The organism is Paenibacillus sp. J31R122, assembly GCF_056269185.1.
Window position 1 is genome coordinate 170,922 of record NZ_JBWDNM010000008.1, and the last position, 12,467, is coordinate 183,388.

Sequence of the window (12,467 nt, forward strand, 5' to 3'; positions counted from 1 at the left end):
ACCATAGTCCTGTTATAGTGGGAAGATGGCTGAATAAATAGAGCTTGAGACCGGCCAGGACGCTTGGTATTTTATGGCCGCAACTAATGCTGTACAAATAATTGTGAGTGTAGTAATATCCAAACAAATGAGATGCCAGTTTGACAGGATCCTTTGCCCCGCAAAGGATCTTCACGCATGTATGCCACTACACAGAAGAAGGTAGCAGAACAGATGGAGCCGGAAATGAAATCGAGTCCCCGTATTATTAAATTTGGACTTCCGATGACCACGAATGTTTGGAGAAACGCCCGGATAGACCTCGGAGCATCCTGTTTATTTAGTTTGTTTAATGTCGTAATGAATCAATTTTACGTCGCGTTTGCCATACAGCAAGGCGCAAGCAACCTTCAAGTTGGCTTGTTGTCAGCGGCTCCGGCAGTAGGTTTGTTGTTTTCCCCTATTTGGGCTAGCTGGATCGAGAAAGCGAATAATCCGAAACCATTCGTTATGATTCCGAATGCGATTGGAAGGATGCTGCTACTATTGCCTGCATTTTTTGCATATCCATCGGTTTATGTAGTTGTTGCACTCGTTTTCCAACTATTAATGGGAGTACAAGCACCAGCATATGCTGCGATGATCTCAAGAATGTATCCTTCCGATTTACGAGGCCGCTTAATGGGATATGTACGGATGGCAATGGGTATTATCATGATACCGCTGGCTTATTTTGTAGGGAGTTGGTCGGAAGCTTTTGGACCATCGGGGCCGCTAATTGCAGCTTCTATCGCAGGTATGATATCAATTGGTTTGTTCAATACATTGAAGATCCCTAATCAAATAGATACGAAGCCAATTATTGCTAAGGGCTCCAATAAGTTTCCACTTCAAGAGCAATGGAAGCTTGTCAAGGAAAATCGAACATTGGCTGTGTTTCTAGCCGCGACAACATTTGCTGGCTTTGGAAATATGCTAGCCATTCCGCTGTATCAGATTATTCAAGTTGATGTATTGGAATTATCTAATGTGCAGATTGGTTATGCGAGGGTCGCGTATTTTACAGCTTTGCTCTTAACCTTCTGGATAGCGGGCTGGATGATTGATCGCATTCCTATTAAATATACGTTATTATGCGGTATTGCAGCATACGCTATAGTGCCGATGCTTTATGGACTATGGGACAGCTATTCCGCTGTTATTGTGGGAAACGCAATTCAAGGTATTGGTGAAGCGATTTGGGATATTGGCATACTGGCGTTTGTATTCCGTCTTGCGCCCGGCCGTGAGGCGATGGTTTTCGGGCTGCATTTGATGGTGTTTGGAATTAGAGGCACACTGGGACCTGTCCTTAGTACGACGATGTCAGCTAGTGTTTCTCTAACGACTCTGCTTATAATCGCATCGTTGTTTGGTTGGATAGGAACATTTTTGTTTTTTAAAGGAAATTGGAAGCAAAAACTAACGGGTTAGGATGCATTTCTAGGGAATACTAGAATTGATAACTATTTTTAGGGGTGCTAATAAATTGAATACCGAAACATTGCGTTTGTTCGTTGCAATTCCTATCGATGAAACATGGAGAGAGCAACTGACTAAACAATCCACTTTACTCAAATCTAAACTTCTTTTTCAAAAATGGACACATCCAGAGGATTATCATATAACTCTAAAATTTTTTGGGGATACCCCAGTAGGACAATTGCAACAGATTGAAAAGTTATTAGTCAACGTTACTGAAAATACCAGTCCTTTTGAATTAAAGGGAGAAGGATGGGGAACATTTGGTTCTCAAGCTTCACCAAGTATTCTTTGGGCTGGTGTGGGTGGAGATCTTAATTCACTTAGAAACTTACACCACAAAATAGAAGATAGTTTAGCTGGACTTTTTCCCAAAGAAAACCGTTTATTTAATCCTCACTTAACAATTGCTCGTCGTTATAAAGGGAAAGAACCATTGTCAACTTCAATAGGTGAATATGTACCAGCTGCCTCAGAGTCAATGATCAGTTGGTCAGTTAAAGAGATTAAACTTTATCGAAGCTATCTCCAAAAAATACCAATGTACGAACCTGTCGCCTCATTAAAATTTGGCTTCGATTAAACCATGCTTAGTATGAAACATACACTTGAATATCTTGATTATAATTGCCGAACTGCTTGCCGAATATGCTAAGGCCCCCGCTATGATTGGCTGTCTCAGGCACACTGATGCGGAATTGAATGTCTTCACCATAACCGATTGCAAGATTATTGACCGTGCAATCCGACATGCGAACCCCATCGATGTAAGAGCCTTCCTCGTTAACCGTGATTTGTTTTAATAAACCGTGCTGGGTTCCGAAATCCCACCAAGATGGCGTATAAACGCCCTTTACTGATCCGAAATCCCCGGGGCATGTCCATAAGCCTAAAAAAGTACCATTGATATAGAAGGACAGATCAGATGGCCAATTTTCGTTGTAGTGAGGTGCTTCCGAGCAGATCTCCAGTGAGATGGATAGGCTTCGTACGGTTTGCTTGCCAACCAAATAATTAGGGATGCGATATTCAATAAAACCATTTGTAAACCACAAATGACAAGCTTTAACATGATCGGGATCAGAGAAATAGCGAGGGTCATCGAACATGCCTATTATTTTCGTATCGGAGGTTAATCCGCAGGTAGGCTTTACCTCATACGCGGAATATTGACCGATAGGTATAGAAACGGAATAGCGGTTTAGGTTAGGTTGTTCTTTCACTTTAAATTGCAGCGTGGCAGTATCCAGCGATAAGTGACATATTTTTTGACGTCCTCTCGTACTAGGTACACTTTCAGTCGTTATAATAGAAGCTTCCTCGAGTTTTTGTACATGCTTCGTTACAATGGCTGACGAGACCCCGAGCGCTTCAGCAAGCTCTTTAATATTCATCGAGCGATTATTTAATAATTCGATTATTTTCACTCTGCTATCAGATGAAAAACACTCAAGAAATTTCATATTGCTGCTATTTACCTCAATGTTCATGGAGTGCTCCTCATTCCGTCCGTTTTCTCTAACTATATAACTCAAAAGTTAATTATACAACTTTGTAATTTATTAAAACGATTGAAAATAATAAACAGAAAAAAGGACAGACATTGGTGTTGGCACCGAATTAGTCTGTCCTTTCACTATTTAAAAATATATTTGAGCTTAGTAGAGGGAGATAGTTAAAGTATCGCGCTCGTAGTAAGAGTGAAGCGTAGCTTCGCTGCCTACAATTTCAACGCTTATTAAAGATTTTATACAGGTTTTAAGTGCATTTTTACCAGTAGTCAATTTACGATTTAGCACCGTGGTCAGCTTCTCGATTGCTTGTTTATTCGTATCGGTTAAATATACTGGTATTGTTTTGTTTTGAAACATAAACATTGTCTTCATAGTATGAACCTCCATCCCGTGAAGGAATTTTTTATTATCATAACGTAGAAATATTAAATAAGTCTTAAAAAAGAGTGAGTATTTGGTTAAAATGTTGTTACTTTTGTTTAAAAACAGTACGTTTAACAGCTATCTGGCCACATGATGATTATCTTTTATCTTGTAATTCTTAGCGATATAATACTGCGAGCATAAGGCGCAGTCAACTGTTTTTTATAGAGCCGTTCACGTTTGCTGTGAAAGATCTTGGACAAATTGCTTCGATTGAAGGTATGGCTGCTGAAGTGAAAGGTAATCGGTTCAAATCAGCTTTTGACCAAAATCGCATAAGAAAATACTAATAAAATAGCTATTTTAAAGTTAGGGTTGTCTATATAATGAAGCTCATAAAGCAAAATCTAATACAAAAAATTAACGATATAAGGGAGTGCGACTCACATGGGAAGAATGGGTATCGGTTTACAGTTATACACGCTTCGTGATGCAACCGCAGTAGATTTCGAAGGTACGCTTCGAAAAGTAGCGGCAATGGGCTATGAGGGTGTTGAGTTTGCGGGTTATGGAGATATCAAGGCTGAAGACATGCGCGACTTGCTGCAGGAGCTCAATCTGCAAGCAATTGGCAGTCATATTGGACTTCATCTTCTAGAAGGGAACTTGGACGCTGAAATTGCCTATCTTCAAACGATCGGCGCTAAATACGCGATTTGCCCATGGCTTCCTGTAGATTCTCGCGATTCGGATGCATTCCGTCAGCATATTACAAATTTTGAGCAATATGGAAAGAGATTCAGTGAAGCTGGGATTCAATTCGCTTACCATAACCATGATTTCGAATTTGTAGTGAAAATTGATGGTCAAATCGTGTTTGACGCGATGTACGAGCGAATCGATCCTAAATATTTGCAGGTTGAAATGGATATTGGCTGGGTGCAATATTCAGGAGTGGACCCGCTGGCGTATATCGCAAAATATGCTGGACGTTTGCCGCTTCTGCATTTGAAGGATTTCTTGAAAGGCGAAGCAAGTAAGCAAATCGATACTGTAGAGCTAGGCCGTGGAGACCTGCCATTGCTGCCTATTATCGATGCAGCAGCTGCTGCTTCTGTCGAGTGGTTGATCGTAGAACAAGATACTTGTGCTAATCCGCCGCTTGAAGCTGTTGCTGAGAGCATGGAATGGATGAAGAAAAACTTTTTGAAAGTATAAGCTAGAATAATCAGTTGTACCTAATCCAACATAAAAAAAGGCAGGGAATTATAATGTCAAAAGTACGTGTAGCAGTCATTGGATGCGGCTCTATCTCTAAACACCGTCATATCCCAGAATATGCAGCTCATGAAAATGTAGAGTTTGTAGCATTTGTAGATCCAATCATCGAGCGCGCGGAGCATTATGCAGAACTGCATGGCGGTAAAGCATTTGCAGATTTTGAAACGATGCTTGCAGAAGTAAAGCCCGACGCAGTTAGCGTATGTACACCGAATGCGCTGCATGCTCCTATGTCCATTACTGCAGCTAACGCAGGCGCTCATGTGCTTGTCGAGAAGCCGATGGCGGTCACAGATGCTGAAGCTGAAGCTATGATCGAAGCGGCTAAGAAAAATGGTGTGCATTTGATGGTTGGCCACAACCAACGCTTCATGCCGCCGCATGTGAAGGCAAAGCAAATCTTGAAGAGCGGCGTACTAGGTAAAGTACTTACGTTCCGTACTTCCTTCGGACATCCAGGTCCAGATGGCTGGAGCATCGATGGAGCAAACAGCTGGTTCTTCCGTAAGCAAGAGGCTATTATGGGCGCAATGGGCGACCTTGGCGTTCATAAATCCGACCTTATTCGCTGGATGCTTGATGATGAAGTGTCTGAGGTTGCCGGTTTTGTCGGAACGCTTGATAAGCAAACGGATGTGGACGATAATTCTTCCTGCTTGCTTCGTATGAAGAGCGGTGCTATTGGCACCCTCGTTGCTAGCTGGACTTACTACAAAGGCGAAGACAACAGCACAATTCTATGGTGTGAAAATGGCGTAATGAAAATCGGTACGCATCCTGACGATCAAGTTATTGTGGAGCTGCGCAACGGAACTGTTGAAAAGCATAAGGTTGGCAATATTTCGACCAATGACAAACAGGAAACAAGCGGTGTTATAAACGCGTTCCTAGAAAGCATTTTGACAAATACGACTCCTGCTGTTAGCGGTGAAGATGGCCGTGCTTCCTTGAAAGTAATTTTGTGCGCGTTCGAATCACAAGCAACTGGTAAATTTATTAGCGTAAACTAATTTCTTATCGAATACCTCTGACAAACGAGCGAGAGCCGGATGACAGGGGTATTCTTTTTTGAACACTATCTTGCAATGAAGAATACTATGTGGTAAATTATGTTTAGTGAGAAAAGGTGCGGCAAGCTATTCTACATTAAACACTAGTAAGTATTAAAGTATAGTGGCTTGCGAAGTAAGTTTTGCATTCGCAAAACTAAGCTAATGCTTACGAAGTAAGTTTTGCATTCGCAAAACTTTTAAGAAAGGGGGAAATAAATTGAACATCCAGTTTAAAAAGGGAGTACTTGAAGTTTGCGTCCTCGTTCTGGCTACTCGGGGTGACCGTTATGGTTATGAGCTAGCCGTAAAAATATCAGAGAAATTCGAGGTGGCGGTTGGCAGTGTTTATCCGCTGTTGAATCGATTGACGCAGGAGGGGTATTTTACAACCTATTTGAAGGAATCGTCTGAAGGCCCGCCGCGTAAATATTATCATTTGTCACAAGAGGGCTGGGATCATATGCGTCGCTTGATTGCAGAATGGGATGATTTTACGAAAGCGGTCAACGAAATTATAGAGGAAGGAATTAAACCATGACTATTAAAGACAATTATATGCTAGAGCTTGAAAGCTTATTGAAGGTTATACCGGAAGCGAAACGCAAGGAATGGTTATACGATTATTATATTCATTTTCAGCAGGCCGTGGAAAATGGACAGAGTGAGGCCGATGCCGCACGCGAGCTAGGAGATCCTAGACTAATTGCAAATGAACTGCTACTTAGCTATAGAGTTGTTGAGGCAGAGACGAATAAAAGCTTCGGAAAGCTGTCTCGTGCTGTATTTTCCACTGTGGGCCTAGGTCTTTTCAATATTATTTTTGTCATTGGACCGTATATCGGAGTTGCAGCTGTATTGTTTGCCTTATGGGCTGTAGCAGCGTCACTTGCGATAGCAGGCATTGCTGTTGTCTTTGAAAGCTTATGGACGGGTACGCTTTCGATTGCGCAAGCATTATCCATTGGGCTCATTTGCGCTTCAATTTCAATGCTGCTTCTATTAGCGTTGAAAGTATTAACGAAGAAATTTTTTGCAGCTACTTTAAAATATTTACAATTTAATACTCGTATCATTAGGGGGAATTCTAAGTGAAGAAGCTTGTAGCGATAGCACTAATAATGCTGGGAGTAGGTATTATAGGAGCATTTTTATCTTTTGATTGGAAGAATATAAGTTCTTTCGGGACAGAGCCCATTATAATTGAGAAGACGATTCCTGCTTCTTCTTCAATAAAGTCATTAAATATTTATAGTTCGAGCATTAATACAGATGTCGTTAAAGGAACTACGGATGACATTAAAGTACGTATTGATGGCAGAGCAAGTAAAAAATATTTGGAACGCTTTAAGCTGGAAACTGAAGTTGAAGGGGACACAGTAAATATAGATGGTTCTTTTTCAGAAGCTTTCTCTTTCTCCTTTGGCATTAATATTGTAGACGTAGATATGGTTGTTGAGCTGCCTGATCGTCTTTGGGAAGCAGTAGACATTAAATCAAAGAGCGGAAATATAGACGTTGAGAGCCTGCAGGCCGATTCGGTAACGATAAAAAATAGCAGCGGCAATGTAGATGCCGATAAGGTGCAAGCGGAGTCGGTAACAATAGAAAACGGTAGCGGTAATGTGGATACTGAGCAAGTGCAAGCGGGTTCGTTAACAATAGAAAACAGCAGCGGTAATGTAAAAGCAAATGACGTATCTGCCAAAACGATATCACTGCTCTCTAAGAGCGGAAATGTAAAAGCGGAAAATTACACCGCTGAGCAAATTATCGCTAAGTCGCATAGCGGCAATATTAATATGGAGGACGGAACGGGAATTGTGGATGGTGAGTCAAAAAGCGGTAATATTCGTATCGAGGCGGTTGAATTGCTGCATGATGTTAAGTTGGAAACGCAAAGCGGAGAGGTAAGCATTAGCGTAGAGAAAGAACCAAAGTCAGCCGCGGTTCAATTCCGGACCAATTCAGGAGGCCGAAACATCAAATGGAAGTCGTATAATGTAGAGAATGACAATGATGATCTTTTTAGCGGAGTAATTGGAGATGGTAAAATAAAAATAGATGTACAAACGTCTTCAGGCGGCTTAAAGCTCACTGGAGGTTAATATTGAAAAGAGCTCCTTATTTGCTGGCTTCGGACAGCGTTTAGGGAGCTTTTTTTTATTGTTAAAATTGATGCGCTTGGTACAAGCAACCGGTTCGAATCTTTATAATTACGCATAACATATAAGAACTTTTGCTATGAAAGGAAGTGCAGCTTTATGGTAGTCGAACGTAAATACTTCCGAAGGTTCACTTATGCGGAATATGTAGAGTATTTGAAAACGCATACATCGAAGGTTAAGTTCTCAGAGGTTCATGTACACGGGACATGGAAGCCAACCATTGCGGACTACAACAAGGCGACGGATAAGATGAAAATTATTCAGGGTATGTGGAGATTTCATGCTGTCACGAATAATTGGGGTGATATTGCACAGCATGCGACCGTTGATCCTGACGGCTATATTTGGGAGGGGAGGTCACTGCTGATGCCTCCTGCCTCCTCAATTGGCTTAAATGATTCCGATGCAGATGTCATTCATCCTTTTATGTTTGAAATGATCGGTAACTTCGATATCGGTGCAGAGAAGCTAGAAGGCTCACAGCTCGCAACCGCAGTCAAGCTGACAAACGCCATTACAACCTTGTGGAAGCTGTCTGATGAAGACATCAAGTTTCACCGCGAGATGAATCCTCAAAAAACATGTCCGGGTAGTGCAGTAAATAAAGCCTCTTTTTTGAAGTTAGTGCGGGAGTGGAGGAGCTCAGAATTGAGCGTAGCTGACGCGAACACAATCATAGCTAATTGGCTATCGCCGGCATGGTTTGCTGCTAGTACGAAAGGGGAGAAGGATGAAATACATCGATTAGCAAATGAGTTGCGTAAAGCTAGCGGTCAACAGGTATAAGCGGCGATTATGTATGATTAGCACATTCTCATAAAGCAGTCATAGTGCTAGTTTGAGACCTATTTTTGCGTATTTACCAGTTATTGTGTCATGAAACACTCAAAATCCCATGATAAGATAAGTGGCGTCGGGAAGAACGATGCGCATACAAAACAAGCGCAACGCTCAACAAGAGCACATGTGCTAAACGTTTTGTATAAAAAAACATACTATCTAGGAGGATGATTTCATGAATATGCAACCAATACGTGTAGGTGTCGCTAGTATAATCGCAGCAACGATGATCGGTGTAGGTTTTACAGCTCCAACGGCAAGTGCTGAAGCTGCTGTGAAAAAGGACTCCACAGTTCAACTATTTTCTTTCAATAATGATGCAATTAAACAAATTGCTCTAAAATATGGTGTGGACTTGAGTAAGTTGAATCTTAACGGAATTACGTTTAACTGCCCGCAATTTGGCGGAACGAAGCCCGACGGAGGAACAAAACCTGAAACAGGTACTAAGCCCGACACAGGAACAAAGCCTGAAACTGGTACTAAGCCTGATACAGGAAATAAGCCCGATACAGGAACAAAACCTGATACAGGAGTAACTAATCCTAAGCCGACTACTCCACCGAACACTGGTTCAAACAACGGCAATACGGGAACTGACAGTGGATCGAATGCTGGTCTTAGCGCATTCCAATCCCAAGTAATAGATTTAGTGAATCAAGAACGTGCTAAAGCTGGTTTGACAGCTTTGAAAAACGATACGCTTCTGACTAAAGTAGCAACTGAAAAAGCAAGAGACATGGACGTCAACAATTACTTCAGCCATACTTCACCGACTTATGGCTCGCCTTTTGATATGATGCACTCATTTGGAGTGACTTATTCCTATGCTGGCGAGAATATTGCATCCGGACAAAGAACACCGCAAGAGGTTATGACAGCTTGGATGAACAGTTCAGGTCACCGCGCAAATATTTTAAACGGAAACTTCACTAAAATTGGTGTTGGTTATGTAAACGGTGAATGGGTTCAAATGTTTATCGGCTAGTTAAAGAGCAAGCATGATGAAATAGCTAAGCAAGCGTTAAGGGCGCATTGTTGGCCCTTAACGCTTTTTTATTAAAACGAATGGTTTACGTACATAAATTTGAGGAGGACTTTAAAATGAAAAAGACTACATTTGCGACAGCTGTAATAGGCTTGTCTTTAATGATGGCGGCAGGAACGGCGAACGCAGCTGCAAAAACACATGTAACGACCGATACGGATACATTTTGGAAGGTATCCAAGCAATATAATGTATCTCTTGATTCATTACTTGATGCAAACTCGACAATTGACCCGCTAAACGTATATAAAGGACTAAAGCTAACGATTCCGACAAAGGATATATCAGCTTCATCAAACTCGAATGCAACGGTGTTGAAACAAGCAGCTGGAGCAGGAACTACCGTAGAGGGTGTGGATGGCAAGACCTATTCCTACTCGAAAGCGCTTAATGTACAAGCTACAGCGTATACGGCAGCTGCTTCAGAAAATGGGAAATGGGGAGCGGTTGATTACTTTGGCAATAAGCTGAAGGTTGGAACGATTGCGGTTGACCCTAAAATGATTCCGCTTGGAACTAAGCTTTATGTTACTGGTTATGATTATAACGGCTTGCCAGCAGGCGGCATGATTGCGACTGCAACCGATATTGGCGGTTCCATTAAGGGCAATCGAGTAGATTTATTTGTTCCAGGTACAACAAGCCAAGCTCTTAAGTTTGGGATACAAGACATCAAGGTTTATATATTAAAATAATAGAAAACCCGGGAGCTTTTCCATTAGGACAAGTTCCCGGTTTTTATTATGTCTGAAATATGTCTACTATTAACGTTGCGCTGATTGGCTAACCAGCTCGGGTAGTGTAACCAGCTCATACCCTTTGCTGCGAAGCAGCTTAATAAGCCGGGGAAGTGCTTGGATGGTGCCGGATAAATCTTGCGTACTTCCCCCCCCAGCATGCTGCAAAATGATGGATCCAGGCTGCAATGTTTTTTTGATATTCATAAGAACGATATCACTGCTTGGATTGTTTCTCCAATCATTAGAGTCAACATCCCAATTAACGACTGTAAACCCGGCTTGCTTACTCCATTTCACCTGCTGAGGAAGCATTTCACCATATGGGGGTCTTATAAAATGCGGCGAATAACCAATTAGATTGTTAATAATCGTGTCGGTTTGCCAAATTTGTTTGCGATAATTAATGAGAGATAGCTTTGACATTACAGCGTGATCATAAGAGTGATTGCCAATGATATGTCCTTCATTATGTATTCGCTTTAAGAGCAAAGGATTTTTGACCGCGCGGTTGCCGACAACAAAAAATGTGGCGCACACATCATATTTAGCCAAAATATCAAGAATAGCGGGTGTCACTCTTGGATCAGGAGCATCATCAAAGGTTAAGGCAACACGCCTTTTATCACGCGGTCCATTCAAAATGTATGCGCTGGGAAACTGCTTGTGAAGCGTAACCCAGGACATGTCAGAGGCACGTTTCTTCTTTGTTGCTTTAGTGGGTTTTGATTGCTTTTGTTCTATATCGTTTGCGAAAACATTGGACTTTGCGATATGTGGATGATTCATAGTCGGTAATCCAATCAACAAAACGATTACAGCTATTGATGACATTACTTTACGAATTGTTGACCGCATGCTGTATCATTCCTAACGCAGGATTGTTTTGGCGCTACGCCGCTATTTTACCCAAGAAGATTACTTTCATACACTTTACAAGGATTTACAGGTGGCGTAAGATTAATACGATTAACATTTATCATGAAAAGGGGATTGTAAGATGCCAGCATTAGACATGCCAATCGAGCAGTTATACAACTATGAGGGGGTTAACCCGCGTCCTACTGATTTCGATGAGTATTGGGAACGAGCATTGGAAGAAATGAAAGCGGTTGATTCAAATGTTGAGCTTATACCAAGCAGCTTTCAAACGCCGCTTGCTGATTGCTTTGATCTCTATTTTACAGGTGTTCGCGGTGCTCGTATTCATGTGAAATATGTTCGTCCAAAAGGAATAAAAGAAGCACACCCGGCTGTTGTAATGTTTCATGGCTATACAGGCTCTGCTGGAGATTGGACGGATAAGTTATCCTACGCTTCGCAAGGCTTTTCAGTGCTTGCTATGGATTGCCGCGGTCAAGGAGGCACATCTCAAGATAGCGGTAATGTAATTGGAACGACGTACCAAGGACATATTATTCGGGGGCTTGATGATGCGCCCGATAATTTGCTATTCCGCCATATCTTTCTTGATTGTGCGCAGCTGGCTGGTATTGCGATGAATCTACCTGAAGTCGATGCCGATCAGGTGTTTGCAACGGGTTGGTCTCAGGGCGGTGCACTTACTGTAGCTTGTTCAGCGTTAGAGCCGCGGATAAAGAAGCTTGCGACAGTCTACCCATTCCTTAGTGACTATAAGCGGGTATGGGATATGGATTTGGCGAAGGATGCTTACCAAGAGATCCGTACTTATTTCCGCAATTATGATCCTCAACATAAACGTGAGAACGAGATTTTTACGAAGCTAGGTTATATCGATATTCAACATTTAGCTAACCGAATTCAAGGTGAAGTGCTGATGGGTACAGGTCTAATGGACTCGGTTTGTCCACCTTCCACACAGTTCGCTGCTTACAATAAAATCACTTCCGCCAAAAGAGTAGAAATATACCCTGATTTTGGGCATGAGGGTTTACCAGGCTTGCAAGACAAGATCATTACATTTTTTCTTGACGGACAGAATTGAT

Annotated in this window: 14 protein-coding genes; 11 read left to right on the plus strand and 3 right to left on the minus strand. The window is 41.8% G+C overall.

Annotated elements, in window-relative coordinates:
• Window positions 1–177: 177 nt before the first annotated feature.
• Window positions 178–1,452 (plus strand): MFS transporter, encoded by a 1,275-nt coding sequence (locus AC0YN7_RS15165; RefSeq protein WP_475810847.1) that lies wholly within the window; start codon window positions 178–180, stop codon window positions 1,450–1,452.
• A 55-nt stretch (window positions 1,453–1,507) separates the two neighbouring features.
• On the plus strand, window positions 1,508–2,083 hold the full coding sequence (gene thpR / locus AC0YN7_RS15170; RefSeq protein ID WP_475810848.1) for an RNA 2',3'-cyclic phosphodiesterase: 576 nt from the start codon (window positions 1,508–1,510) through the stop codon (window positions 2,081–2,083).
• A gap of 7 nt (window positions 2,084–2,090) precedes the next feature.
• Here thpR and AC0YN7_RS15175 read toward each other — a convergent pair whose 3' ends face one another.
• Both AC0YN7_RS15175 and AC0YN7_RS15180 read right to left on the minus strand, forming a co-directional pair.
• On the minus strand, window positions 2,091–2,990 hold the full coding sequence (locus AC0YN7_RS15175; RefSeq protein ID WP_475810849.1) for an ArsR/SmtB family transcription factor: 900 nt from the start codon (window positions 2,988–2,990) through the stop codon (window positions 2,091–2,093).
• Window positions 2,991–3,158: 168 nt separating this feature from the next.
• The gene (locus tag AC0YN7_RS15180; protein WP_475810850.1) at window positions 3,159–3,386 is read right to left on the minus strand and encodes a 3-dehydroquinate dehydratase; all 228 of its coding nucleotides are present in this window, start codon (window positions 3,384–3,386) and stop codon (window positions 3,159–3,161) included.
• 438 nt (window positions 3,387–3,824) lie between these two features.
• On the opposite strand from AC0YN7_RS15180, the gene AC0YN7_RS15185 reads away from it, so the two are divergent.
• The 8 genes from AC0YN7_RS15185 (at window position 3,825) to AC0YN7_RS15220 (ending at window position 10,458) form a co-directional block, all read left to right on the plus strand.
• Window positions 3,825–4,595, plus strand: a complete 771-nt coding sequence (locus AC0YN7_RS15185; RefSeq protein ID WP_475810851.1) for a sugar phosphate isomerase/epimerase family protein — start codon at window positions 3,825–3,827, stop codon at window positions 4,593–4,595.
• Between the two features lie 53 nt (window positions 4,596–4,648).
• A complete protein-coding gene (locus AC0YN7_RS15190; protein ID WP_475810852.1) occupies window positions 4,649–5,668 on the plus strand; it encodes a Gfo/Idh/MocA family protein in 1,020 nt (339 codons plus the stop codon).
• 259 nt (window positions 5,669–5,927) lie between these two features.
• Entirely contained in the window at window positions 5,928–6,248 is a 321-nt protein-coding gene (locus AC0YN7_RS15195) for a PadR family transcriptional regulator (RefSeq protein ID WP_475810853.1), read from the plus strand.
• Entirely contained in the window at window positions 6,245–6,802 is a 558-nt protein-coding gene (locus AC0YN7_RS15200) for an HAAS signaling domain-containing protein (RefSeq protein WP_475810854.1), read from the plus strand. Before AC0YN7_RS15195 ends, AC0YN7_RS15200 begins: the two co-directional genes overlap by 4 nt.
• Window positions 6,799–7,815 (plus strand): DUF4097 family beta strand repeat-containing protein, encoded by a 1,017-nt coding sequence (locus tag AC0YN7_RS15205; RefSeq protein ID WP_475810855.1) that lies wholly within the window; start codon window positions 6,799–6,801, stop codon window positions 7,813–7,815. Before AC0YN7_RS15200 ends, AC0YN7_RS15205 begins: the two co-directional genes overlap by 4 nt.
• A gap of 156 nt (window positions 7,816–7,971) precedes the next feature.
• Window positions 7,972–8,661 carry a peptidoglycan recognition protein family protein gene (locus tag AC0YN7_RS15210; protein ID WP_475810856.1) on the plus strand — a complete coding sequence of 230 codons (690 nt, stop codon included), beginning with the start codon at window positions 7,972–7,974 and terminating at the stop codon, window positions 8,659–8,661.
• A 229-nt stretch (window positions 8,662–8,890) separates the two neighbouring features.
• On the plus strand, window positions 8,891–9,703 hold the full coding sequence (locus AC0YN7_RS15215; RefSeq protein WP_475810857.1) for a CAP domain-containing protein: 813 nt from the start codon (window positions 8,891–8,893) through the stop codon (window positions 9,701–9,703).
• 116 nt (window positions 9,704–9,819) lie between these two features.
• On the plus strand, window positions 9,820–10,458 hold the full coding sequence (locus tag AC0YN7_RS15220; RefSeq protein WP_475810858.1) for a 3D domain-containing protein: 639 nt from the start codon (window positions 9,820–9,822) through the stop codon (window positions 10,456–10,458).
• A gap of 69 nt (window positions 10,459–10,527) precedes the next feature.
• Here AC0YN7_RS15220 and AC0YN7_RS15225 read toward each other — a convergent pair whose 3' ends face one another.
• Entirely contained in the window at window positions 10,528–11,358 is an 831-nt protein-coding gene (locus AC0YN7_RS15225) for a polysaccharide deacetylase family protein (RefSeq protein WP_475810859.1), read from the minus strand.
• A 142-nt stretch (window positions 11,359–11,500) separates the two neighbouring features.
• Here AC0YN7_RS15225 and AC0YN7_RS15230 point away from each other — a divergent pair, with 142 nt between their 5' ends.
• Window positions 11,501–12,466 (plus strand): alpha/beta fold hydrolase, encoded by a 966-nt coding sequence (locus tag AC0YN7_RS15230; RefSeq protein ID WP_475810860.1) that lies wholly within the window; start codon window positions 11,501–11,503, stop codon window positions 12,464–12,466.
• Window position 12,467 lies beyond the last annotated feature (1 nt).